This window comes from Fontibacterium abundans (SeqCode), from assembly GCF_965235095.1.
Lineage (GTDB): Bacteria > Pseudomonadota > Alphaproteobacteria > Pelagibacterales > Pelagibacteraceae > Fontibacterium > Fontibacterium abundans.
In genome coordinates this window covers 1,005,118-1,029,651 of record NZ_OZ249405.1, presented here as the reverse complement: position 1 = coordinate 1,029,651, position 24,534 = coordinate 1,005,118, and the positions used below count along the sequence as shown (strand labels likewise).

Genomic DNA, 24,534 nt, shown 5'->3' with positions numbered 1-24,534 from the left:
ACAACTTCGTGTAGAAGCATTGATTTTATTATACCAGTGAGGCATTCAATTTCCTTCACCCGCTCCAAATCAGCTGAAAAACATATTTAATCTGATATAATAAAATAATTATGGATCTACATAAAAAAAAATGTGTCCCTTGTAGAGGAGATATCCCTCCATTTACTAGAGAGCAGATTGATGAGTATTTAAAATATTTAACAGAGTGGAAAGTTTTGATTAATGAAAAAAAAGCATTTTATTTATCAAGAGTTTATAAATTTTCCAACTTTGAAAAGAGTCTGAGTTTTATTAATAAGCTCTCAACTATTGCTGAAGAGGAGGGCCATCACCCAGATTTAAAATTTGGCTGGGGTTACGCTGAAGTTAATATACATACGCATGCAATTAATGGACTTTCTTTAAGTGATTTTATCTTAGCTTCTAAGATAGATATGATTAGTGTCTAAAGTTTCTAATCCCAGTAAATACCATTGCAATTCCAGCTTTCTCCGCTGCAGCAATTACTTCTTCATCTTTGATTGATCCACCAGGCTGGATAATACATTTAACACCAATTTTAATTAATTCATTTAATCCATCGGCGAATGGAAAAAAAGCGTCAGATGCCGCAACACTTCCTTTAACTTCCTCTTTGAAAAATTCAGTGGCATTCTGACATGCAATTTTACTAGAAGCTAATCTGTTGGTTTGACCAGCGCCAATACCAAGTGTCTTATTATTTTTCGCTATAACAATTGCATTAGATTTTACAAATTTGCAAACCTTGAATGCAAATATTAAATCATCTAACTCTTTATCAGTTGGTTTATTTTTAGTTACAAATTTTAATTCTTTTTTATTAATTTCGATTTGATCTTTGTCTTGAACTAAAAAATTGTCGCCTAAAAATGTATAAGAAAATTTATCTTGTTCTTTAAAGTTTTCTAAAGAAATTAATCTTAAGTTTTTTTTCTTTTCAAAAATTTCTAAGCTTTTTTTATTAAAGCCTCTTGCAATAATTACTTCATAGAATGTCTTTGTGATCTCACTAGCAAGCTTTTCGTCGACTTCCCCATTAAAGCTGACGATACCTCCAAAAGCACTGATAGGGTCGCTAGAAAGGGCTAATTCGTAGGATTTAAGGGCATTCTCTGCGATAGCACAGCTACAAGGATTGTTGTGTTTAACGATAATGCAAGAACTGCCATTTTCACCTAATTCCTTAGATATGGACACTGCTGAATACATGTCTAAATAATTATTATAGCTAAGCTCTTTTCCTTGGATTTGTTTAATTTTTGATAAGAAATCATTTTTATAATTTATTTTATAAACAGAGGCTTGCTGATGAGGATTTTCTCCATATCTTAATTTATCTTTAAGCTGACCTGCGATTGTAATTTTTTTTGGAAATTTATTATCTCTTAAATCATTCATCCAGTTGGATATTACCGAGTCATAATAAGCAGTTTCAAGAAAAGCATCGGTTGCAAGTTTTTTCCTAAATTCAAAAGAGGTTGATCCTTTATTATTATTTAATTCATTTATTAAATCTGAATATTGGTCGGTGCTTGATATAACTGTTGTAAATTTAAAATTCTTGGCCGAAGATCTAACCATTGCAGGACCGCCAATGTCGATATTTTCAATCATCGTGTCAAAGTCTGCTTTTTCTAAAAGCTTTTTCTCAAATGGATAAAGATTAACAATTAGTAAATTTATAAAATCTATACCTTCTTTTTTGATTTGGTCTTGGTGTTCTTTATCATCAGCTTTAGCAAGAAGACCCCCATGAATTTTTGGGTGCAATGTTTTAAGTCTACCATCTAATATTTCAGGAAATTTTGTATATTCTGAAATTTCAGTACATTTAAAACCAAGATCTTTTATAAATTTATAGCTTCCACCGGTGCTGATAATTTCAACATTATTTGCTTGTAAACATCCGAGAACTTCTTTTAGATTTGTCTTATCAGAAACAGAGATTAAGGCTTTTTTAATTTTAATCAGTTGCATGAAGGAGTATTGGGTATACGATTTTTATTTGGCTTTTTCTAGATGCCAAATAATATTAGTGTTTTCATTTTCTACATTCCCTTCAAGCAGAATAAATGAGGTTTCCTTGATATTGTCTGAGTTACCAAAATAAAGATTCTTTTCAATTTTAGTGGGTATTTGAGGGCTTCTAAATATCCAACCCTCACCACCGCTTGAACTAAGTAGGATATCATTTCCCATGGTTTTGGTGATGCGAATGTCAGGATGAATATGAAATCTTACACTAAAAGTTAAATTTTTATTCTCTATGTTTTTGCATTTTAAACTATCAATTCCTTCAATGTGATTTTTTGATTTAAACAAAGTGATTTGTCGTTCATGTAATATTTTAAATCTTTTTTCATAACCATCATGACCAATTATGCATTGAATAAATTCTTTATCATTTTTAAATTCTTGCTTAAAAATATTATGTTTTTCAATAAGAGAATTTCCAAAATATTTTCTAATCAATGCATTCTTTTGAAATATGCAGGATGAGGTATCATTGATTGTAACCGTTGAATGGGCTGCCGTTGATGAGCTTAGATAGGACAATTCTTCACCAAGATTTTTACCCGACCCAGAATTACAGATAAATTTTATACCACCTGATGCAAGTTCAAATGATAATGGGCCTGCTTGATAATTTCTTGAATGCAGCATTGAAGAGGGGTTGTTAGCATCTATAAATAATTCAATTTTCTTTGATTTAATTTTTGCATAACCACAGAAAATATTTTCCATATTTTCAAATTCATAGCCTCTAGACTCTAAAAATTCATAAAATTTTTCAGTATTAATATGATTAGCGCCGTTAAAAAGAGGCAGATCTCCATTTGAAAATCTTAAAAATTTAAAACAAATACCAAGAGAATTTATATAAATATTAATAAAAGCAGGAGTCTGTTTTCTAGATAACGTTAAACATTCTTTAATAAGAACTAAAAAATATAGAGTCCAAAATAAATCTTCAGGGTTTTTGCTTTTAACAAATCCATCTTTGTTAACAAAACTTCCAAGTTCATCTTCTAAATTTTTAAGCCCGTATTGAGTATATTCTTCATATTGTTCAAAAGAATTTCCAACTAAAATCAGCGCTGCAAGAGACTTTATTTTATCAACTCCACTGCTGACTAAGCTGATATTTTTAAATAAATGTTTGGTTTGTTTGACAATATTATTAATAACTTTGCTTCTAAATATAAGATCGCTATTTTTAAAAATAATCTCATAACTTGAAATCCAATATATTAACCGCATGGTTACGACATCAAGTGTCCAATATTTTTCATTATAATTTGAAAAATTATTGATCCATTGATCAAGAATTAAGCAGCCCAATTCTTTTTCAGTTTTAATATTTAATGCGGGAAGCCAGCAAAAATTATGAAGTTTTTTTATTTTATCCTCTTCTAAGTTTGTTATTTTCCAAACATTAGTCGTGTATTTTCTAACACTATTAAGGATAATAGGATCATGATTAATAAGATCTTGAATTAAAAATATATTAGAAGACTCATAAATACGGTGAGGCTGAATACCGCCTAAAGAAACATTATAATTAGAACTTTTAAATTTTTTCTCTCTTAATCGATCTTGAAAGCTTTTTTTTAAAGATAAAAGATAAAGATTAAATGTATTGAGATTGGACACTTAAGCGCAATTTCTTAATTTTTGAATATTATCTTTTAAGGAACCAGAGAAAATAGTTGTTCCAGATACTAAGATATTAGCACCCGCCTTTACTGCAAGGGGTGCAGTTTCAAAGTTAATTCCGCCATCAATTTCAATATCAATTTTAAGTTTTTTATCGTTAATCATTTTTCTAAGTTCGGTTACTTTAGGAAGAACTTCACTCATAAAACTTTGTCCTGCAAAGCCAGGGTTCACACTCATAATTAAAATAAGATCAATATCGTTAATAACATCCATTAAAGCACTAATGGGTGTTTTAGGATTTAAAGAAACCCCCGCTTTTTTCCCCAAAGATTTAATTGTGCCAACAGCTCTTTTTAAATTATCAGTTGCTTCAGGGTGAATGGTAATAATGTCTGAACCTGCATCTGCAAATGCTTTAATATATTTTTCAACAGGAGAGATCATTAAATGCACATCAAATGGAAGTTTTGTACATTTTCTAACCATCTTAATAATGGGAGGCCCCATTGTAATATTTGGAACAAAGTGGCCGTCCATAACATCAATGTGAATTAAATCTGCGCCAGCCTGTTCTAAACTTTTAATTTCATCACCCAGAATACTAAAATCAGCTGATAGAATAGATGGTGATATTTTTATATTTTGTGCCACAGCACACAATTAAATGAATTTAAGAAATTTAAAACTGCTTTTTAAACAAGTTTGTTAAAAAGTATGTAAATTCACTTTCTAATGGAAATGAAAGCATACCCATGACTGAATAGCCTAGCACCCAAGGCATAAAGTAAAATCTAAACATATAAAAGAACCAAGCTACATACAAAGGCACAAAGATTGGAATTAGAAAGCTCGGTGTTATTATTTTAAATACGCGCAAAATAGGATCTGTAAGTTTTACGAATATTTTCATGAAAAAAAAACTAGAGTCTTCTCTTTGAAAGAGGGACATGGCAGATCTGCCAATTAATGTCCACATGATGGTTCCTAAAATATAATCAAAGTAATAAATCCAAGGTGACATTGATTTTTGAAGATATCATGGGGCGAGTAAAATCGCCCCATGAGTAATAGATTTTTAACTATGCTTAATGATTGTTTTTCCGGAAGGAATCCTAAGATCATCAACCATCTGCTGAATCGCAGCACCTTCAGGTTTTGTAAGTAAACTTACAACCACCATAGCAACCAAGCTCACGCTAGCACCGATAATTCCAAATCTTAAATTATCAATTCCTAACCATGGAGTTTGATTCATGAATGTAGGTCCAACGTATATTAGGTACCAAGTACCTGATACAAGTCCACCCAACATTCCTGCTATTGCGCCTGAACGAGTTGCTCTCTTCCACCATATTCCTAAAACTAGTGGCCAGAATAAACCAGACATCGCAAAGTCGAACGCCCAAGCAACCGCTCCTAAGATACCCGTAAGTCTCATAGCAGCAATATAAGCGGCGGCAGCACCAATAATCACTAACAGTACTCGTGCTACTGTTAATCTTGCTACAACACTCGCTTTTGGATCGATCATTTTATAGTAGATGTCGTGAGAGATAGCATTTGCAATTGCAAGAAGAAGTCCATCCGCAGTTGACATAGCAGCAGCCAGTCCACCCGCAGCAACTAATCCAGAAATCACGTATGGTAATCCAGCAACTTCAGGAGTCGCTAATACCACCACGTCATCTCTCATGAACCATTCGTTCAATTGAAGTATGCCATCTTTGTTAAAGTCAGCAATATATACTTGCTTAACCGCACTCCAGTTTTTCACCCACTCTATTGCCTGCACATCAACAATTTTTTTGCCGATAATTGCAGTAGGAAGAGTTGGATCAAGCAACTGAATTTTTGATAAAGTTGCAAGCATCGGAGCTGAGAAGTAAAGCAAGAAGATGAAAAACAACGACCAACCCACTGATCTTCTAGCTGAAGTTACAGATGGAGTAGTGAAGTATCTCATTAAGATGTGTGGTAACGAAGCCGTTCCAATCATCATACAAAGTGCAAGCGAAATATATTTCCATGCTGCCATTGCACCCTCAGGAACCCCCGAGTGTGGTACTGACATAGATAATAATCCCGCAGGAACTCCTGCTGCTTTTAAAACATCAGGTGAATTTTTTATCAATCCAAACTGAGCTTCCAAAGTTGCTATTTTCTCAACCGTTCCTCCCATTGAAATGTGTGGGAAAATGTGTCCTAATTTCCAGCTCATCCAGAATACTGGAATTAAATAAGCTATAATTAAAACAATGTACTGAGCCACTTGTGACCAAGTCACAGATCTCATTCCACCCAACATTGAACATAGAAGAATACTTATTAGACCAACCCAAACTCCAACTTCAAAAGGTACCGCTAATGCACGTGATGCAATTGTACCTGTTGCGTTGATTTGAGCTGTCACATAAGTAAACGATGCGATTAGTAACACCAATACCGCGCAGAACCTTGAAAAGTTTCCACCATATCGAGTTCCAATAAAATCAGGAACTGTATAGCAGCCAAATTTTCTAAGATAAGGAGCCATTAGTGATGACACTAACACGTAACCACCTGTCCAACCTACTAGGAAAGCCATGTAAGTATATCCACCAAAGTATATACCACCAGCCATTGCTACAAATGATGCACCAGACATCCAGTCAGCAGCTGTTGCCATCCCGTTAAATACGGTTGGAACTTGCCTTCCAGCTAAATAGTACGCTTCCACTTGAGCTGTTCTAGAAAGCCAGCCGATGATTGCATATATTAGGATCGTGAAACTAACGAATAATATTCCGATAGTTTTTGCACCCATACCTTGCGTTTCAAAGAATGCCATTAAGGCAAAAAATCCAAGGAACCCTAATGTGTAGATTCCATAAATTTTTGGTAGGTCTTGTATAAATTTACTTTTTTGTGCCATATTTAATCATCCTCCCTGTCGACGTCGGAAAAACCAAACTCATTATCAATTTTTTCTTGTCTATTGTTAGACCAAAAAATCATGATAACAAACGCAAGCAACGATCCTTGCGCAGTCATGTAATAGGCTAACGGATATCCTAGAAACTTGATGTGGTTTATTTGTTCACCGAAGGCGAAAACAACAGTTCCGAAAAAAAACCATAACAACATTGTTATGATCATAAGGCTTCTGGTCGCTGCCCAATGGGCTTCTTGTTTTGGCGATGCCATATGTTATCCCCCTTAGTTATTGTTAATATTAACTAAGCAAACCCTAATTGAATTTTATATTAATTAAAAGTTAATATTTTACTTAAAAAACGTTATAAATATTAACTTTTTATGATTAAAGAATATATAAAACAACTCGAGGGTGTATCCTTTGATTTTTTACTAAGCTCATTAAAAAGATTGGTGGTGGGTGAGAAGAAGTTAACAAATTTAGAATTAATTAATGAATTCATTCATAAAAGATCTGCACATGTAACCCAAAATACATTGTATGGATATTTGCAAACTCGAATTGGCGGTAATTACATCAAAGCTTTTAAAGATGAAAATTATTTAAAATCAATCAATATTTCTAGATGGAATATTTTTGTCATATCGGTTCAAGATATTTCTTTTTATATTTTTTCCTACCTTTACAAAAATCAAAATTATCAAAAATTTGAAGAGGCAAAAAAAATTTACCACAAAATTTTATTAAGCGAGAAAAAAAATGGTCTCACTGATGATATTTACGATAATGCTGTTCAAGACTTTGATAAAAGATTTAAACAAATTAACTGGGCAACTTTTTGTAATTCAAATCCGTTTGACAAAAGTTCACAAGCACTAATTTACTGGTCACCGATTGCAGATGAATTAAAAAATCTTGATAAAGAGATAGTAGTTAACTCCATGATTAATAAATGGAATAATGTTTGCCGAGATTTTGAAAAGTTAATTCAAAAAATAGATTAAATTATGAATGAAAAATTCAAAAAAATTGCTGAGCAATCTTTAAAAGAAGCTGATGAGAGAAAAAAAAATAATCATCAAATAAAAAATAAAAAAGAAATTAATGGACCAAAGGGATTAGAACCCACTCGTTATGGAGACTGGGAGACTAAAGGAATAACTTACGATTTTTAGATTATTTGTTTAATCTATTATCAATTAAACTTTGTACCACTGTCGGATCTGCAAGCGTTGAAGTATCGCCAAGATTTTCAAATTGGTTTTCAGCAACTTTTCGAAGAATTCTTCTCATGATTTTACCAGATCTAGTTTTTGGTAAACCCGGCGTATAATGAATAAGATCAGGTGTTGCAAGTGGTCCAATAATTTTTCTAACTAAATCTTTTAATTCTTTTGTTAAAGCATCAGATCCTGCTTCACCAATTTTTAAAGTTACATAACAGTATAAGCCTTGACCTTTAATATCATGTGGGTAGCCAACTACCGCTGCTTCAGCAACTTTTGGATGCGCAACGAATGCGCTTTCTATTTCAGCGGTTCCAAGATTGTGACCTGATACAATAATGACATCATCCACTCGACCTGTAATCCAATAATATCCGTCTTCATCTCTCTTACATCCATCGCCTGTGAAATACTTACCATCATGTTGTGAAAAATAAGTATCAATAAATTTTTGGTGATCTCCATAGATAGTTCGCATCTGCCCAGGCCAAGAGTCCGACATACATAATCTGCCCTCGCAAGCACCACTCAGTTCATTTCCTTTATCATCAACAATAGCAGGCTTTATTCCATAGAATGGTTTTGTTGCTGATCCTGGCTTTAAATCAACAGCACCAGGCTGAGGAGATATTAAAATTCCACCCGTTTCTGTTTGCCACCAAGTATCAACGATTGGACAACGAGAGTCGCCCACAACTTTATGATACCAAATCCAAGCCTCAGGATTAATGGGTTCACCAACGGAACCTAAAAGTTTAAGTGATTTTCTGCTTGTCTTTTTTACCATCGCATCCCCTTCACGCATTAAGGCTCTAAGCGCAGTTGGGGCTGTGTAGAAAATATTTACTTTGTGTTTATCAATTACCTGCCAGAAACGACTTGCATCAGGATAACTTGGAACTCCTTCAAATACTAAAGTTGTTGCTCCATTTGATAGCGGACCATATACAATATAACTGTGGCCTGTCACCCAACCAATGTCTGCAGTACACCAATAAATATCTCCGTCTTTATAATCAAAAATATATTGGTGAGTCATCGAAGCATAAACTAAATAACCACCTGTTGTATGTAAAACCCCTTTTGGTTTTCCAGTAGATCCTGATGTGTAAAGAATAAATAATGGATCTTCCGCATTCATTTCTTCAGGTTTGCATGTTGTAGACATTTTAGAAGTTAACTCATGATACCAAACATCACGTTTTGAATCGAAAGGTACGTTGCCCCCAGTTCTTTTTAGAACAATACATTTTTTAACATCGGGGCATTTCTTTAATGCTTCATCAACATTCTTCTTTAAAGGAATAACTTTTTGACCCCTTAATCCTTCATCGGCTGTAATTACAAATTCTGATTTACAATCTAAAACTCTGTTAACAATCGAGTCAGGAGAAAAACCGCCAAACACTACAGAATGAATTGCTCCAATTCGAGTACAAGCGAGCATAGCGTAAACGCCCTCAGGAACCATCGGCATGTAAATTGTAACTCGATCACCTTTTTTAATTCCAATTTCTTTTAATCCATTTGCAAGCTTGCAAACCTCATCACTTAATTCTTGATAGGTAATATTTTTAGATTCTTTTGGATCATCTCCTTCAAAAATAATTGCAGTTTGTTTTGCTCTTTTTGGTAAATGTCTATCAATACAATTGTAAGAAACGTTAGTGGTTCCATCATAGAACCATTTAATAGAAACCTTTTTTGTGCTGTAAGTTACTTCTTTAATTTTTGTGTAAGGTTTAAACCAATGAATTCGCTTTCCTTCATCAGCCCAAAATTTTTCATTATTATTAATAGACTCTTTATATTTAGCCTCATATGACGATTGGTTAACGTAAGAGTTTTTTGCCCAATCCACAGGCACTTTGAAAAGTTTGTCGCTCATTAATCCCTAATTCCCTTTTATTTTTTAAATTCTACCCATCTTACATATTATTTTCCAGCTTTTTGAATCTATAGGCATTACTGACAATCTGCTCTGTTTTATAAGAGGTAAGTGGGAAATTTCCTTATTTTCTTTTATAGCGGCAAGTGAAACCGGCTCTATTAAATCTTTATAGTAAGCAACTTTGACTGCCACAAATTTTCCTTCCTTATCTGTCGGATCAATAAATGCTGATTTAATAATTTTAACTATTCCAATAATTTTTTTATCCTCATTGGAATGATAAAAAAAACAAAGGTCATTAGACTTCATTTGTTTTAAATAATTTGCAGCCTGATAATTTCTAACTCCATCCCAAACAGTTCCTTTAGAACCTATTTTTTTTTGGTCATTAAATGACCATACCGAGGGTTCTGATTTTACTAGCCAGTAGTTCATATGAATTTTTTTGTATTTTTAAGAGGTGTCCGTGTCAAAACAAAGCCAAACTTATCCATATAAATCAATGATTTTTTAAAATAAATAATTCAAAAATTAGTATTTTACTCCAGCTCCTTTTAAAAAAGGGGCATCAGGATCTAAAGGCCATCTTGGTTTTGCAAGAACCTCAAGATCATCTTCAATTCCTTTTTTAAATCTTTCAATTCCAGCCCAAGCAATCATCGCTCCATTATCGCTACAAAGTTCAATGGGAGGAAAGAAGTTTTTAAAACCCATTTCTTTACTTAATTTATCTAAATTATTTCTAATACTTTTATTTGAAGCAACGCCACCAGATATTACAAAAACTTTTTTATCTTTTTTGTATTTAGAAATAAATTCAAGCATGGCTGATTTACATTTTATATATAGAATTTCATTAATTGTTTTTTGAAAAGAGGCTGCAAGATTTTCTTTATCTTTTTCGGTTTTTATCTTTGATAATAATCGCAAGATTGCTGTTTTTAATCCTGCAAAAGATAAATTACATCCTGGATGATTTAATATTGGTTTCGGCAGAACATAAGTTTTTTCATTCCCTTTTTCTGCAAGCTTTTCAATTTTTGGTCCACCTGGAAATTCAAGACCAATCATCTTTGCTGTTTTGTCGAAAGTTTCTCCAAGAGCATCATCAATGGTTGTGCCAATTCTTTTATATTTTCCAATTCCTTCAACAATCAAAAATTGTGTATGACCTCCAGAGACTAGAAGCAGAAGATAAGGAAAGTCTATTTTATTAAAAATTTTCGGAGTAAGCGCGTGACCTTCCAAATGATTAATTGCAAGAAATGGTTTTTTTAAAATTCCTGCAATACTTTTTCCAGCACTTAAGCCAACCATTAAACAAACTAACAGACCAGGACCCGCCGTTGCTGCAACACCATCCAATTCTTCAAATTTACATTTACTATCGTCTATGGCCTTTTTTATTATAATATCAATTTTTTCAGCGTGCGATCTTGCAGCGTTTTCTGGTACCACTCCTCCAAATTTTAAATGTTCATCAACTTGGCTTGAGACCACGTTTGATAATATTTTAACATTTCCTTCAGCATCTTCTCTTACAACTGATGCAGCAGTTTCATCGCAACTAGTCTCGATTCCAAGGAATGTTAAATCTTTTTTCATAGATGTATTGAGTGTGATCACCTGTCGCTATAAAAAGTAGCGATAATATATAACAAAATGTTATTAAATCAGCAAAATGTTAAGAAATAGAAAAATTATTATTGGCACTAGAGGCAGTAGATTATCGCTTGCACAAACAGAACATTTTAGAGATGAGCTGTTGCTTGCTTATCCAGAAGTCAAATCTGAGCAATTGATTATTAAGATCATCAAAACATCAGGAGATAAATTTAAAACTGAAAATTTAGGAATGATGGGTGGCAAAGGACTCTTTGTCAAAGAACTCGAAGAATGTTTGCTTGAAAGGTCAATTGATGTTGCGGTTCATTCTCTTAAAGATGTACCAACTTTTTCACCAAGCAAACTATCGCTAGCTTGTTTCTTAAAAAGAACAGACGAACGAGATGCATTTTTATCTCCCGTTGCAAGTTCATTTGCAAATTTAAAACCAGGTTCTACTATTGGAACTTCCTCAGTTAGACGATTTGCTCAATTAAAAAGATTAAGAGATGACTTAAAAATTATTCCAATGAGAGGAAATATCGATACCAGAATAAACAAAATGAAAGAGGGAATTTTTGATTCAATTGTCCTTGCGGCATCGGGGCTAAAAAGACTTGGATTTCATTCGGAGGTAAAACAATACTTTGAAAAAGATGTGATTATTCCTTCTGCTGGGCAAGGAATTATAACTGTTCAATGCAGAGATGAAGATTTAGAAATTAAAGAGATGTTAAAAGTCGTAAATGATAAAGAAACACAAATTTTAGCAGAAGCAGAGCGTTCTTTATTAGAAGTTTTAAATGGCGCGTGTGATACACCAGTTGGAGCTAACGCCATTATTAATGATGAAGGGGAATTATTTTTGCAGGCAGAATTATTATCTTTAGATGGCGCAAAATCTTTTAGAGCGCACAAAACTGGAATCGCAGAAAAAGCAAAAAGTATAGGAATTGATGTGGCTGAAGAAATTTTATCTAAAGCTGGAGACGATTTTATTATTTCGGAGACAAAACTTGCACATACTATTCACAAAAAGTCAGAATAGTTCTGAAATTTTAATTAAAAAATTTACCGCCAAGGGTCATCGAGTTACTAATTTTTCAATTCTAAATATAAAACCAATAATAATTCCTGATATTAATTTCAAAGATTTTACTGCAGTTATCTTTACGAGCTCTAACGCTGTTCAGAATTTAAAAAATATAAAAAACATTAATCACCTCAAATGCTTTTGTGTTGGTGACGAGACGGCTGAGATTGCAAAGAAAATTGGATTTTTAAATATTGTAAGTGCAGGAGGAAACTATATCGAACTTCGTGATCTTATTTTCAAAAGCTGTGACAAGGCTAAAGAAAATTTTATTTATGTTAGGGGAGAATTCGTTTCTAATGATTTAGAAGAAGACTTTAAAAAACAAGGATATAATTTAAAAAGCGCTACCAACTATACCGCAGAACCTAATTTAAATATTGATCATCAGTTAATTGAAGATTTAAAAAATAAGCTAGTTGATGTTATTTTTGTTTATTCAAAGAGAGCTGCGGATCAATTGCTGAAGATACTTTTGAATCATAAGATTGCAAATGAACTAGAGAATTGTAGTTTGAATTGTATTAGCATTAACGTTGCAAATACTTTAAAAAGATTGAAGTGGAAAAGAATTAAAATTTTTTCACCAGGTGAAGAAGAGTTATCATTATTATAAAAGGATTTTTAGTGATTATAGATGGAAAAAAATTTGCTCAAAATTTACGAAGTAAGATTAAAAACGAAATTCAATTTATAAAAAATAAAAGAAAATTAACGCCAGGACTTACCGTTATTCTTGTTGGTAACCATACTCCAAGCGAGATTTATGTTAGAAATAAAGAAGTATCGGCAAAAGAGGTTGGCATTAATTCTAAGGTTTTGAGATTTAAAAGCTCTATTTCAGAGACGAAATTGATTTCAGTTATTAGGAAACTAAATAAAGACAAAAAAATTCACGGGATATTAGTGCAGTTGCCTTTACCCAATCATATTAATGGTCATAAAATTATTGAAGAGATTGATCCAAGAAAAGATGTAGATGGCTTTCATCCAATTAATGTTGGAAATTTATCTTCAGGAAAAGATGCCTTAGTTCCTTGCACTCCCCTTGGATGTTATCTGATGATTAAGAGTGTTAGAAAAAATTTAGCAGGTCTCAACGCACTTATTATTGGTAGATCTAATTTAAATGGTAAGCCCATGGCCCAATTATTATTAAAAGAAGATTGCACAGTTACTATTGGGCATTCCAAAACAAAAAATTTAAAAGAATTATGTAAAAAAGCTGACATTGTTGTTGCAGCAGTAGGCAAAGCAAATTTAGTTAAAGGTGACTGGGTAAAAAAAGGAGCTATTGTAATTGATGTGGGTATTAACAGAGTTGAAAAGGAAAAAGGTTATAAAATAGTAGGGGACGTTGAATTTAAATCTGTAGTTAAAAAAGCCAAAGCTATCACGCCTGTACCAGGGGGTGTTGGTCCTGTAACAATTGCGTGTCTTTTAAATAATACTTTAAAAGCTTTTAAGAATATTAATTAATTATTTTCTAAGTAAGCGAGCATTTTTTTTAATAAAATTTTCTACTCTTTTTTTATTAAAAGTTTTATTTTCTTCAAAAGAAACATTTTTCATAGAGTAAATACTTTTATCAGAAATCCTTGAAACAATGCTTACATTTCCTTTATAAATTTTTAACTTAACGGTTCCTTGAACTCGAGATCTCTTTTGATCAATAATTTTTTGTAATTTTAATCTTTCTTTTGAATACCAAAATCCATTGTAAATTAATTCTGCAAATCTAGACATAACAGCATCTTTTTTATGAGCAGTTTCCTTATCTAAAGTAAGAGACTCTATGGCTCTATGGGCAAATAAAAGAATAGTTCCGCCAGGAGTTTCGTAAACACCACGAGATTTTATTCCAATAAATCTATTCTCAACAAGATCCACTCTGCCCACTCCATTCTTGCCGCCAATATTATTTAAAAGAGAAAGTAATTTACTTGGAGAACATTTTTTATTGTTAATACTAATTGGATCGCCATTTTTAAAACCAATAGTCACATAAGATGGTTTATTTGGAGCCTTCTCAGGAGAAACTGTTCTTTGGAAAATAAATTCTGGCGCCTGTTTTGATGGATCTTCTAAAATTTTACCTTCAGTTGAAGTGTGAAATAAATTGTCATCTACAGAAAATGGAGGAGCTCCTTTTTTGTCACTCGGCACAGGAATATTATTTTTATTGGCATATTTAATTAGATCGCTTCTTGATGCAAAGTCCCAATCACGCCATGGTGCGATAATTTTAATTTTTGGATTAAAATAGTAATAAGCAAGTTCAAACCTTACCTGATCATTACCTTTTCCTGTTGATCCATGTGATACGGCATCTGCTTTAAATTTTTTAGCAATTTGAATTTGACGTTTTGCAATAAGAGGTCGAGCGATAGAAGTGCCTAGTAAATAAATACCTTCATACAAAGCATTACCTCTAATCATTGGAAAAATATAATCTTTCACAAAAACATCTTTTAGATCCTCGATGACAATATTTTTAACGCCAAGATTTGTTGCGTTTCTAATTATTTTTTTTCTATCTATTTCTTGTCCAAGATCTGCGGTGTAAGCAATAATTTCTGCATGATAGTTTTCTTGTAACCAACGTAAAATTACAGAAGTATCAAGACCACCAGAATAAGCTAAAACAATTTTTTTAACTTTTTTTCCCATTATTTATGAACTGAAATTACATTTCTTTTTAGCAGCTTCATGTGCATCACTAAATCCATTTAATGAGAAGGTATCGGTAGTTCTGGTACCTCTAGCTGAGATAGCACTGACTTTAGCTTGGGTAGATTTTTTCATTAGTTCTATCAGTGAAATTTCTTCTTCATATTTCGAAAGCCAAGCAAAGTTATCTTCAGTTTCAAATTTGAATTCTTTTTTATCAATAGCAAAATTTACTTGAGAAGATGTTTTATAATTATAACCGCTTGTAACGCTTATCTCGTTTTGTATTTTGTCATTGGGTCTAAAACTTACAAAAATTCTAGATTCTGCTCTATTAAGATTTTTTGGTTCAGAGGCCACAGGACTTGATACGGCATAACAAACTTGCTGACCGTTAATATTAGTATTCTGGGCAGTCCAGTTTTTAAATTGTCCATCTAGTTTAATTTGAGCAAATATTTTTTGTTCAAAAGACAAAAGACAAATTATAGAAAAAAATAAAACTCTTAAGGACATGGGTTTGAATATATTAATTGAACATTATTAATGTCTTTTATTACATCATTAGTTAGTGACAGATCAATACTATCAATATTTTTCTTTAACTGCTCCATTGATGTTGCGCCAATAATCGTTGAGGTTACAAATTTTTGAATAATACAAAATTGAATTGCCATTTGTGCAGGATCAATATTGTGTTTCTTTGCAACCTCATAATATGCTTTAACCGCAGGTTCTGTATTTCGAGTTCTGTATCTATCAAATCTATTTCCCCACAACACTTCCCTAGTTCCCGCAGGTTTTTTGCCGCCTAAATATTTTCCAGTTAAATGGCCTCCACCCAAAGGAGAGTACGCAAGTAATCCAATTTTTTCTCTAATTGAAATCTCTGAAAGACCAATTTCATAACTTCTATTAATAAGACTGTATGGATTCTGAATTGTTATAGGCTTTGGAATATTATGTTTTTCAGCAAGTTTTATGTACTGGCTTGTACCCCAAGGAGTTTCATTAGAAAGTCCGTAATATTTTATTTTTCCAGCCTTAATTAAAGAAGCCATTGCTTCCATCGTTTCAAGAATAGGCACCACATCATCAGTTTCTGTATGTTCGTATTCAAGTCCACCGAATACATTTAAAGGTCTATCAGGCCAGTGCAGTTGATAAATATCAACGTGATCAATTTGTAGATTTTTTAAACTATTGTCGATTGCAGTATTTATTTGTTTTTTATTTAATCGAGTTTCATTTTCGCCTGGTCTAATCCAGTTCATTCCAGATCTACCCGTTACTTTATCTGCAATAATAATTTCATCTCTTTTTTTTGTTTTTTTTAACCAATTTGCAATAATTCTACTTGTTGCACCGCACGTGTCTTTTGTAGGTGGTATTGAATACAATTCAGCGGTATCAAAAAAATTAATTCCTTTTGAAACGGCATAGTCCATTTGCTCAAAACCATCTTGTTCAGTGTTTTGCATAGAACCCCACGTCATTGTGCCAAGACAAATTTGGCTAACGCTTAAATCAGTATTTGGTATTTTATTAAATTTCATATTTTTATTTCTAAAAAGATAATGGAATAGCCTTTTTTTAAGCTTCTTGAAATGAACATAATTTAATATTATGTATGTGGTCAAACAAACATATAGGTAAAAAAGAAATGAACTTAAAGTATGGTCAAACAAGAGCTACGACACGTGCGGAATCGGGTGCCATAGATCAGGGCCTTAGATCCTACATGTTGAAGATCTACAATTATATGGCAACAGGTATTCTGCTGACAGGTTTTGTAGCGTTATTTTTATTTAAATATTCTGTAGTTACAAATGAAGCCGGTTCAATCACTGGCCTAACTAATTTAGGTAATGCAATTTATAATTCTCCATTAATGTGGGTAATAGCTTTTGCTCCATTGGGTATCGTGTTGTGGATGAGTTTTGGACTTGCAAAAATGAGTGCATCAAAAGCTCAAACATTATTTTGGGTGTTCGCAGGATTAATGGGTGCATCACTTTCTTCGATATTCATGGTTTATGTTGGAGCGAGTATTGCTCGAGTATTTTTTATTACTGCAGCAACTTTTGCTACAATGAGTATTTACGGTTACACAACAAAAACTGATTTAACTAAACTTGGATCATTTTTAATGATGGGTTTAATTGGAATCATCATTGCTTCAATCGTAAATATTTTTCTTAAATCTACACAACTTGAATTTATCGTTTCATTACTTGGAGTTATAATTTTTGTTGGTCTGACTGCTTATGACACACAAAAAATTAAGGACATGTATTTTGATGGCGGAGATTCAGAGACAATGGCTAAAAAATCTATTATGGGCGCTTTAACGCTTTATTTAGATTTTATTAACCTTTTTGTAATGTTGTTAAGATTCTTCGGACAAAGAAGAGACTAATTAATATATTTTTTATAGCCCCGTGTATTCGGGGCTATAACTTCGTGAGCATTTTTTAGAGCAATATTTAACGAAATTCCAATTTTTTTCCCATTTTTTTCTCCACAGAAACTCTCTGTTACAATTAATACAAATCTTTTTTGGTAATTGATTTTTTTTTCTCAAGTTACTTTATAACTTTTAAATATTTGGCAGAATGTTTTTTTGAAATAATTTTTAATATAGAGCTTAAATTATCAGAACTTTTAATTATTAAACCGTTCGCATCTTTTAATTGATATTTATTTTTATCTTTTTGATTAAGTTTTTTTAATATTTGAAACAGAGGGTTCTCGGTTGCTTTTCTATAGATCTCAAAACTAATCATAGTTTTGCTCATATAAATTCCATAATCTTTCCACTCCCCAACAGAGACCATTGAACCGTAAAGATTTAAAATTTCTTGAAGTTCTTTTTTATTAAAAAAGTTTTCTTTATTAAGATTGTTATTTTTAATTAAATGAAATTTCATTAATCAATTCTATATTTTTGAATAAGTGATACTTGCATAATAGTGAATATTAACGTTATTGGCAGCAATCCAAATACTTTAAATTGAACCCAAAAGTCTTCGCTTTGTGTTCTCCACACAAGTTCATTGAGTATTGCTAAAAAAATAAAAAAATATATCCAACGTTTATTTAAAATATTCCAACCTTCATCTGAAATTTTAATTGATCCATCAAATAATTTTTTTAACAAAGGCTGTTTTAAAAATATCTGTCCGTACAAAAGAATAACTGCAAAAATTATATTTATAATTGTAGGCTTCATGTAGAAAAATATTTTATTATCAAAAATAATTGTAAGACCCCCAAATAGAGTAACAACAACGGCACCTAATATTGGTATTGTTGGAATTTTTTTATCTATTCGGTAAACAAAAAATACCGATATAATAGTTGCAATAATTAATGGAAGTATTGCATAACCCATTCCATGTTTTTTATAGAAATAAAAAAAGATTAATAACGGGCCTATATCTAAGAAAAACTTTATGAGACCTTTGTTCATTAAATTTTTAATAATTATTTGTACAATTATTTTAAACTTTAATTCGTCTTTAGCAAAAGAATTTAAATATGATGTCCGCGCTTATAATTTAAATGTTATGGATATTAATTTTAATATTGATGATGAAATAAATAATAAAATTACTTTTAGTGCTGAAAGTGTAGGCATTGTTGGTTTTTTTGTAAAAGTCTTTTCAAAATCCAAAGTTGAATTTAATGATAAAAGCAAAAATACTTGGAAGTATGAGTATCGTTACGACAAGCCATCAAGTAACAAATATAGAGTAAATAAAATCAATTTTTCTAGAGAAAAAGTTCTTAATTTTGAAACAGATCCAGCTCGAAATGAAGATTTAACTAAAAAAATTCCATATAATAAAGAAGATTATTTTGGCGTGATTGATCCAATCTTTGCAGTAAAAAAATTATTCTTACTTGATAAAAAAAATCTTGATTGTGATAAAAAAATCAAGGTTTTTGATGGCAATATTTTTTTTTACTTGGTGATGAAGAAAGAAAATGTGCAGCTAGATTTTGATTCAGTTTTTTCTAATTATAAAGGAATATTACAAAAATGTATTTTAACTTATCATCCAATATCTGGACACATTCCAGGAGATCCAAATACTCCTGAGCAGTTTAAAGTAGATCTTTATTTTGGAATTGTTGGGGATAACTATTTTCCAATTTATGCGACAACTAAAGGAAAAAAAGGAATTAGACTTAAGATGTATCTAGACACAATTCAGTGATCTATTGAATTTTTTATAAGAATCACTACTTTAAATTTAATGTTAGAAAAAAAATTAAACAAAGCCAAATTCTCAATCGGAGAAGTGGTGAGACATCGTTTGTTTGATTTTAGAGGTGTTATTTACGATGTAGATTTTCAATTTAATAATTCAGAAGAGTGGTATCAATCAATTCCAAAAGCAGCACGTCCAAGAAAAGATCAGCCCTTTTATCATTTATTAGCTGAGAATGATGAGATCACTTATGAGGCTTATGTTTCAGAACAAAATTTAGTTGGTGATGACCCAAATGAGCCTGTGAGACATCCTTTGGTTAATGAAATATTTAGAGGAAAAAGAGGAAATCTTTACATTAAACCATCAAATTAGTCATAATTCTTACTGCCTTAATTAAAACAATTTTAACGCAAAAGTTCGACAGATTATTTTATTATATTTCAGCTAATACCTAACTGAGTTATTTTTGATCCCCAATCTCCCTTATCTCAGTTAGGTAAACTTCCAATCTTCCCAAACATGTAGTAAAAAAAATAACTTAAATGTTTGGAATATTTAAACCAAGAACCTTTTTTAATTTAGCAAGCACCAGTGTTTTTTGGTTGAAGATAGTTTTGGCTTTTGCCCTTATAACTGGTTTAAGTTTAGCATTAGTCTTTTCCCCAATTGATTACTTACAAAAAGACACGGTAAGAATCATGTATGTTCATGTCCCGTCTTCTTGGATTTCTTTATTTATTTTTTTAATTATTGGAACTTCATCATTTATAAGTTTAATTTTTAAACTTAGAGTTTTTTCAGTTTACGCAAAAAGTTTAGCACCCATAGGATTGGTTTTTTCTTTAATCTCTGTTGTCACAGGATCATTGTGGGGTTACCCAACGTGGGGAACTTTTTGGAGTTGGGATGGGAGACTAACCTCAATGTTTGTTTTGGTGTTAACTTATATTCTATATGTTTCTTTGTGGTCGTTTATAAAAAATTATAATTCTGCAGAAAAAATTACTAATATTGTTGGCATAGTAGGATTAATAAATATTCCTATTATTAAATTTTCAGTAGAATGGTGGAATACTCTTCATCAACCAGCAAGCATTACGCTAACTGCCGCACCCACTATACATAGCTCAATGTTGGCGCCGTTGCTTATTATGTTTTTTAGTTTTGGTATTTTATCGTTAATTATTTTCTTGATTAGATATAAATATGAAATTATAAATTTTAGAGTTAATAAAAAATGATCTTAGAATTTTTAAATATGGGCGGCTATGGTTTGTATATATGGTTGTCATATGCATTTGCTGCTTTATCTTTAACTTCTCTTTATTACGTTTCAGTTAAAAAATTAAATTCTATTAAAAATATCGAACATCTTTATTGTTCTGAAAAAGTTAAAGAAGCTTCAGCTTCAGCGCAAGTTAGTAAATTTTAGTTTAATATCTAATATAAGTCTCGATATCTTCTTAAAAAATTTGTTTAAATACGATTATGTTTTTTAGCAAATCTACAAAAAAAAGATTAAAAATTTTTTCTTTAATCGCAATTGCTGCATCGATAATATTTTTCTTTATCTATAATAATTTACAAAAGAATGTGGTGTATTTTTATGCACCTCAAGAAATTAAGAATTTAACAGATATACCTTCTAATAAGATTAGAATTGGTGGTCTAGTTAAAGAGGGCTCAATAAAGAAAAATAATAATACGTATGTTTTTATTATTACTGATTTAAAAAACGAAATTTTTGTTGAGTACAACGGATTGTTACCCAATTTGTTTATTGAAGGCAAAAGTGCAGTTGCAGAGGGTGTTCTAAAAGATAAAAAATATTTTATTGCGAACACGATTCTTGCAAAGCATGATGAAAATTATATGCCTCCGGAAGTTGCCAATAGTTTGAAAAAAGATAAATTAAATAAATAATCATGACTGGTTATATAGGTAATTTAGCTTTATTTTTTTCTTTAATATTTAGTGGTTTCTTAATTTTCTCATTAATTAAAGGGATAGGAAATAATTTTAAGAATTCAAAAATAATCAATTTTTTTAATAATAGTATTTTTTTTTTATTATTATTTTCATTTTTAACTTTAATATATTGTTTTATTGTTTCTGATTTTTCTAATGTAGCCGTTTATCAAAATTCTCATACTACTAAGCCTTTAATCTATAAAATATCAGGAGCATGGGGCAATCATGAAGGCAGCATGGTATTATTTATTTTAATATTATCACTATTTTCGTTTGTATTTGCTAGAACTAAAGTTAGTGAAAAGCTAAAATTCTATACAGTTTTTTTTCAAGCAATATTAATTTTAATTTTTTTAATTTTTTTAATTTTAACTTCAAATCCTTTTGATCAGATAGATCCAAAACCATCGCAAGGTCTTGGTTTAAATCCTATTTTGCAGGATCCGTTGCTTGCGATACACCCACCGTTTTTATATTTTGGTTATGTTGGGTTTTCTTTAGTTTTTAGTTTTGCGCTTGCAGGATTAGTGACTAATAATTTTGATAAATCATGGAGTAAGATTGCAAATTTCTGGATCATTCTTCCTTGGTCTTTGCTTACTATTGGAATTGGTCTTGGATCTTTTTGGGCCTACTATGAATTAGGTTGGGGCGGATATTGGTTTTGGGATCCAGTAGAAAATGCATCACTAATGCCTTGGCTAGCAGCAACTGCTTTAATTCACTCTAATATTGTAACTTTTAAAAAAGATAAATTACATTCTTGGACGGCATTGCTTTCTTTATTTACTTTTATAATGAGTTTGCTTGGAACATTTTTAGTTAGATCCGGAGTGTTAAATTCTGTTCATGCCTTTGCAAACGATCCTCATAGAGGTGTATACATTTTAAGTACAATTTTATTTATCACATTTTTTTCATTAGCGATTTTTATTATTAAAAGTCCCAAAAAATCTTTGGATGGAAAATATTCTTTTTTTCAGAAAGATAATTTTATTTTAATTAATAATTGTTTTTTGATCTTCTTTCTTTCTGTGATCTTGGTTGGAACAGTTTACCCTATTATTTTAGATGCTATTAGCGGGAAAAGTATTTCAGTTGGCCCTGTTTATTATCATACTATTTTAGCACCATTTTTATTCGTATTTTTATTTTTCATGGCTCATGGACCTCTTCTTAGTTGGAACAAAGAAGATAAATTTTTACAAATAAAAAATCTTAAAATCTTTTTTCCAATTTCTATTGTTATTTCCTTAGTAATTATTTTTTTATTTTTTGATTATAAAGATATTATTTTGATATTAGGCTTGTTGTTTTCAGTATACCTAATCGTTTCAGTTATATTTGATTGGATTTTACAAAAAAAATTAAGCTTAAATTTTGGAAGATTAGTTTCTCATTTAGGATTTGGCATATTGATTTTTGCTATATTTATTAATGGTTATTTATCAAAAGAGATTAATACAGCCATGAAGGTGGGAGATGAAATTAAAATTCAAGAATTTATTATTAAATTTAAGAGTATTAATAAAATCAAAAAAGAAAACTACGAGGAGGTTTTTGGAAATTTTTTAGTAACAAATAAAGAAAAACAAGTTGAATTGACCCCATCTATTAGAAAATATGATCAGCCAGTCCAATTTACTTCTGAGACAAGCATTAAAAATAATTTTATCGTAGATTATTATTTTGCAATTAACCTATCTGAGTTTGAAAAAGATAAAATTATGGTCAGATTTTATTATAAGCCTTTAATGTTTTGGATTTGGTTTTCTATATTGTTAATTGCTTTTGGTGGATTTTATCAAACGTTTAGATTGAGAAATGAACAATAAATATAAAATTATAATTCTTGGAATAACAATTGTTATAATTTTTATTCTTTTTTTAAGAGTTTTAAATTCCAATAAAACTTATCAACCCAATCAAATGATTGGTAAAAAAATTCCAGAATTTATTTTAGAGGATCTTTTTAACAAAAATTCAAAGTTGGATAGTAATATTTTATTAGGCAAGGATTTTGCTATTCTAAATATATGGGCATCTTGGTGCATTCCCTGTCGGATTGAACATCCTTTTTTAATGGACTTAAAAGATAAAAATAAAATTAATATTATTGGTCTCAATTATAAAGATGAAAGTGGTAATGCTAAAAATTTCTTAAAAAAATATGGAAATCCCTTTAGCTTAATAGGTGTTGATAAAAAAGGAGAGGTAGCAATTCAATTGGGTGCTTATGGAGTTCCTGAAACATATGTTTTAAAAAAAGGAAAAATAATTCTTAAACATATTGGCCCGCTTAATGAGGACGCAGTTAAAAAAATTTTAGAGTTAAAAAAATGATGAAAAAATTTATTCTTACTATTATATTTTTTGTTTTATCTTCCAATGTTTTTTCTGCAAATGAAGAGCTAAAGAACAAAATTTATAAAAATATTAGATGTATTGTTTGTCAAGGGCAGTCGATTTATGAATCGAATTCTGATTTTGCAATTGATTTAAAAAAATTAATTTCTAAACAACTAGATAATGGAGAAAACGAAAAACAAATTTACGATTTTTTAATAAGTCGTTATGGTGACTGGATTGTTTATAATCCAGGCCTAAATTTTAATAGTTTAGCCTTATGGTTTTTACCTTTAATTATCTTTATTATTGGTGGATTTTTAATATTCAGATTAAATAACAAGAAAAAATAGTAGAATCTTTATTGCATTTCCGCCAATTTTATTAAATAAAGGCTCATAAAAATGAATTCAAAAATTACTAAATTTTTTGGGATAATTTCCTTGTTATCTATCTCTCTAGTTTCAGCAGCTAGATCCGAAGGCTTGACTTTTTCAGTTGGAAAATTTGATCATAGTGATGATAATAAAAATGCCTCAATGTTCCAATTAGATTATGATTTTGACAAAATTCTTTTTGGTTCTCCAATCGGTGATTTTAAACCAGTAGTGGGATTTTTAGTAACAGATGATAACGCAAAGTATGGTTATGCGGGTGTTAGATTAGATTATAAACTAGCTAATAATTTAGTTTTAATTAGTCCAAGTTTTACACCGGGAGTTTACGGCAAAGGTGATGGAAAAGATTTGGGTCATAGTGTTGAATTTAAAACACAAGTTAGAGCGGCTTTAAATTTAAGCCCAATGTCTAATATTGGTATTTCTTACAGTCATATTTCAAACGCTAGCCTAGGTGATAAAAACCCAGGCGCAAATAATTACAGCATCAGTTTTCAAAAAAATTTCTAAAACTTTGTA

At 31.0% G+C, this 24,534-nt stretch carries 31 protein-coding genes; 16 read left to right on the top strand and 15 right to left on the bottom strand.

Going from position 1 to position 24,534, the window contains the following annotated elements; all coding sequences use genetic code 11:
• The first annotated feature begins 110 nt into the window (after positions 1–110).
• Entirely contained in the window at positions 111–449 is a 339-nt protein-coding gene (locus AC8GER_RS05690) for a 4a-hydroxytetrahydrobiopterin dehydratase (protein WP_506597866.1), read from the top strand.
• On the opposite strand, the gene purH is transcribed toward AC8GER_RS05690, so the two are convergent.
• From purH to AC8GER_RS05660, 6 genes are read right to left on the bottom strand one after another with little or no spacing between them, the layout of a single operon-like run.
• The gene (gene purH, locus AC8GER_RS05685) at positions 439–1,998 is read right to left on the bottom strand and encodes a bifunctional phosphoribosylaminoimidazolecarboxamide formyltransferase/IMP cyclohydrolase (protein WP_506597865.1); all 1,560 of its coding nucleotides are present in this window, start codon (positions 1,996–1,998) and stop codon (positions 439–441) included. The two genes, AC8GER_RS05690 and purH, sit on opposite strands and share 11 nt — an antisense overlap.
• A 24-nt stretch (positions 1,999–2,022) precedes the next feature.
• The gene (locus AC8GER_RS05680; RefSeq protein WP_506597864.1) at positions 2,023–3,675 is read right to left on the bottom strand and encodes a heparinase II/III domain-containing protein; all 1,653 of its coding nucleotides are present in this window, start codon (positions 3,673–3,675) and stop codon (positions 2,023–2,025) included.
• On the bottom strand, positions 3,676–4,341 hold the full coding sequence (gene rpe / locus AC8GER_RS05675) for a ribulose-phosphate 3-epimerase (RefSeq protein WP_018207806.1): 666 nt from the start codon (positions 4,339–4,341) through the stop codon (positions 3,676–3,678).
• Positions 4,342–4,360: 19 nt separating this feature from the next.
• Positions 4,361–4,702: a hypothetical protein gene (locus tag AC8GER_RS05670; protein ID WP_506597863.1), complete on the bottom strand. Its 342-nt coding sequence runs from the start codon at positions 4,700–4,702 to the stop codon at positions 4,361–4,363.
• A 54-nt stretch (positions 4,703–4,756) separates the two neighbouring features.
• Positions 4,757–6,592 carry a sodium:solute symporter family protein gene (locus AC8GER_RS05665; protein WP_506597862.1) on the bottom strand — a complete coding sequence of 612 codons (1,836 nt, stop codon included), beginning with the start codon at positions 6,590–6,592 and terminating at the stop codon, positions 4,757–4,759.
• 2 nt (positions 6,593–6,594) lie between these two features.
• A complete protein-coding gene (locus tag AC8GER_RS05660; RefSeq protein WP_506597861.1) occupies positions 6,595–6,864 on the bottom strand; it encodes a DUF4212 domain-containing protein in 270 nt (89 codons plus the stop codon).
• A gap of 111 nt (positions 6,865–6,975) precedes the next feature.
• Between AC8GER_RS05660 and AC8GER_RS05655 the strand changes: the two genes are divergently transcribed.
• On the top strand, positions 6,976–7,599 hold the full coding sequence (locus tag AC8GER_RS05655) for a hypothetical protein (RefSeq protein ID WP_506597860.1): 624 nt from the start codon (positions 6,976–6,978) through the stop codon (positions 7,597–7,599).
• 3 nt (positions 7,600–7,602) lie between these two features.
• The gene (locus tag AC8GER_RS05650; protein ID WP_506597859.1) at positions 7,603–7,770 is read left to right on the top strand and encodes a DUF1674 domain-containing protein; all 168 of its coding nucleotides are present in this window, start codon (positions 7,603–7,605) and stop codon (positions 7,768–7,770) included.
• A gap of 1 nt (position 7,771) precedes the next feature.
• On the opposite strand, the gene acs is transcribed toward AC8GER_RS05650, so the two are convergent.
• The 3 genes from acs to tsaD all read right to left on the bottom strand — a co-directional run bounded on the left by acs (position 7,772) and on the right by tsaD (position 11,317).
• Positions 7,772–9,709: an acetate--CoA ligase gene (gene acs, locus AC8GER_RS05645; protein ID WP_506597858.1), complete on the bottom strand. Its 1,938-nt coding sequence runs from the start codon at positions 9,707–9,709 to the stop codon at positions 7,772–7,774.
• 24 nt (positions 9,710–9,733) lie between these two features.
• Positions 9,734–10,147 (bottom strand): EVE domain-containing protein, encoded by a 414-nt coding sequence (locus tag AC8GER_RS05640; protein ID WP_506597857.1) that lies wholly within the window; start codon positions 10,145–10,147, stop codon positions 9,734–9,736.
• Positions 10,148–10,243: 96 nt separating this feature from the next.
• The gene (gene tsaD / locus AC8GER_RS05635; protein ID WP_506597856.1) at positions 10,244–11,317 is read right to left on the bottom strand and encodes a tRNA (adenosine(37)-N6)-threonylcarbamoyltransferase complex transferase subunit TsaD; all 1,074 of its coding nucleotides are present in this window, start codon (positions 11,315–11,317) and stop codon (positions 10,244–10,246) included.
• Positions 11,318–11,393: 76 nt separating this feature from the next.
• On the opposite strand from tsaD, the gene hemC reads away from it, so the two are divergent.
• Genes hemC through folD form a run of 3 tightly spaced genes read left to right on the top strand, consistent with a single transcriptional unit; the run spans position 11,394 to position 13,889 of the window.
• A complete protein-coding gene (gene hemC / locus AC8GER_RS05630; RefSeq protein WP_506597855.1) occupies positions 11,394–12,365 on the top strand; it encodes a hydroxymethylbilane synthase in 972 nt (323 codons plus the stop codon).
• On the top strand, positions 12,334–13,026 hold the full coding sequence (locus AC8GER_RS05625; RefSeq protein ID WP_506597854.1) for a uroporphyrinogen-III synthase: 693 nt from the start codon (positions 12,334–12,336) through the stop codon (positions 13,024–13,026). The genes hemC and AC8GER_RS05625 overlap by 32 nt, the downstream gene beginning before the upstream one ends.
• Before the next feature lie 11 nt (positions 13,027–13,037).
• Entirely contained in the window at positions 13,038–13,889 is an 852-nt protein-coding gene (gene folD, locus AC8GER_RS05620) for a bifunctional methylenetetrahydrofolate dehydrogenase/methenyltetrahydrofolate cyclohydrolase FolD (protein ID WP_506597853.1), read from the top strand.
• Here folD and AC8GER_RS05615 read toward each other — a convergent pair whose 3' ends face one another.
• From AC8GER_RS05615 to AC8GER_RS05605, 3 genes are read right to left on the bottom strand one after another with little or no spacing between them, the layout of a single operon-like run.
• Complete coding sequence (locus AC8GER_RS05615) at positions 13,890–15,080, bottom strand: argininosuccinate synthase (RefSeq protein ID WP_506597852.1); 1,191 nt, start codon at positions 15,078–15,080, stop codon at positions 13,890–13,892.
• 3 nt (positions 15,081–15,083) lie between these two features.
• Positions 15,084–15,596: an invasion associated locus B family protein gene (locus AC8GER_RS05610; RefSeq protein ID WP_506597851.1), complete on the bottom strand. Its 513-nt coding sequence runs from the start codon at positions 15,594–15,596 to the stop codon at positions 15,084–15,086.
• Positions 15,587–16,636: an NADP(H)-dependent aldo-keto reductase gene (locus AC8GER_RS05605; protein WP_506597850.1), complete on the bottom strand. Its 1,050-nt coding sequence runs from the start codon at positions 16,634–16,636 to the stop codon at positions 15,587–15,589. The genes AC8GER_RS05610 and AC8GER_RS05605 overlap by 10 nt, the downstream gene beginning before the upstream one ends.
• A 206-nt stretch (positions 16,637–16,842) precedes the next feature.
• Between AC8GER_RS05605 and AC8GER_RS05600 the strand changes: the two genes are divergently transcribed.
• A complete protein-coding gene (locus tag AC8GER_RS05600) occupies positions 16,843–17,499 on the top strand; it encodes a Bax inhibitor-1/YccA family protein (RefSeq protein ID WP_506598499.1) in 657 nt (218 codons plus the stop codon).
• A 12-nt stretch (positions 17,500–17,511) separates the two neighbouring features.
• Here the strand turns inward: AC8GER_RS05600 and AC8GER_RS05595 are convergent, their stop codons facing one another.
• The 3 genes from AC8GER_RS05595 to AC8GER_RS05585 are packed head-to-tail and all read right to left on the bottom strand — an operon-like array spanning position 17,512 to position 18,552.
• On the bottom strand, positions 17,512–17,664 hold the full coding sequence (locus AC8GER_RS05595; RefSeq protein WP_506597849.1) for a DUF2256 domain-containing protein: 153 nt from the start codon (positions 17,662–17,664) through the stop codon (positions 17,512–17,514).
• Between the two features lies 1 nt (position 17,665).
• Complete coding sequence (locus AC8GER_RS05590; protein WP_506597848.1) at positions 17,666–18,010, bottom strand: DUF2794 domain-containing protein; 345 nt, start codon at positions 18,008–18,010, stop codon at positions 17,666–17,668.
• Positions 18,010–18,552, bottom strand: coding sequence for a septation protein A (locus tag AC8GER_RS05585; protein WP_506597847.1), 543 nt, complete (start codon positions 18,550–18,552; stop codon positions 18,010–18,012). Before AC8GER_RS05585 ends, AC8GER_RS05590 begins: the two co-directional genes overlap by 1 nt.
• On the opposite strand from AC8GER_RS05585, the gene AC8GER_RS05580 reads away from it, so the two are divergent.
• The 9 genes from AC8GER_RS05580 to AC8GER_RS05540 all read left to right on the top strand — a co-directional run bounded on the left by AC8GER_RS05580 (position 18,536) and on the right by AC8GER_RS05540 (position 24,525).
• Positions 18,536–19,303, top strand: a complete 768-nt coding sequence (locus AC8GER_RS05580) for a DUF3108 domain-containing protein (protein WP_506597846.1) — start codon at positions 18,536–18,538, stop codon at positions 19,301–19,303. The two genes, AC8GER_RS05585 and AC8GER_RS05580, sit on opposite strands and share 17 nt — an antisense overlap.
• Before the next feature lie 39 nt (positions 19,304–19,342).
• Positions 19,343–19,672, top strand: a complete 330-nt coding sequence (gene hspQ / locus AC8GER_RS05575) for a heat shock protein HspQ (protein WP_017943363.1) — start codon at positions 19,343–19,345, stop codon at positions 19,670–19,672.
• Between the two features lie 170 nt (positions 19,673–19,842).
• A complete protein-coding gene (gene ccmC, locus AC8GER_RS05570) occupies positions 19,843–20,541 on the top strand; it encodes a heme ABC transporter permease CcmC (protein WP_506597845.1) in 699 nt (232 codons plus the stop codon).
• Positions 20,538–20,732, top strand: a complete 195-nt coding sequence (gene ccmD / locus AC8GER_RS05565; RefSeq protein WP_506597844.1) for a heme exporter protein CcmD — start codon at positions 20,538–20,540, stop codon at positions 20,730–20,732. Before ccmC ends, ccmD begins: the two co-directional genes overlap by 4 nt.
• Before the next feature lie 56 nt (positions 20,733–20,788).
• Positions 20,789–21,223: a cytochrome c maturation protein CcmE gene (gene ccmE / locus AC8GER_RS05560; RefSeq protein ID WP_506597843.1), complete on the top strand. Its 435-nt coding sequence runs from the start codon at positions 20,789–20,791 to the stop codon at positions 21,221–21,223.
• Between the two features lie 2 nt (positions 21,224–21,225).
• A complete protein-coding gene (locus AC8GER_RS05555; RefSeq protein WP_506597842.1) occupies positions 21,226–23,106 on the top strand; it encodes a heme lyase CcmF/NrfE family subunit in 1,881 nt (626 codons plus the stop codon).
• Entirely contained in the window at positions 23,096–23,614 is a 519-nt protein-coding gene (locus AC8GER_RS05550; RefSeq protein ID WP_506597841.1) for a DsbE family thiol:disulfide interchange protein, read from the top strand. The genes AC8GER_RS05555 and AC8GER_RS05550 overlap by 11 nt, the downstream gene beginning before the upstream one ends.
• The gene (locus tag AC8GER_RS05545; RefSeq protein ID WP_506598498.1) at positions 23,614–23,970 is read left to right on the top strand and encodes a cytochrome c-type biogenesis protein; all 357 of its coding nucleotides are present in this window, start codon (positions 23,614–23,616) and stop codon (positions 23,968–23,970) included. The genes AC8GER_RS05550 and AC8GER_RS05545 overlap by 1 nt, the downstream gene beginning before the upstream one ends.
• Before the next feature lie 51 nt (positions 23,971–24,021).
• On the top strand, positions 24,022–24,525 hold the full coding sequence (locus tag AC8GER_RS05540) for an acyloxyacyl hydrolase (protein WP_506597840.1): 504 nt from the start codon (positions 24,022–24,024) through the stop codon (positions 24,523–24,525).
• Positions 24,526–24,534: the final 9 nt, after the last annotated feature.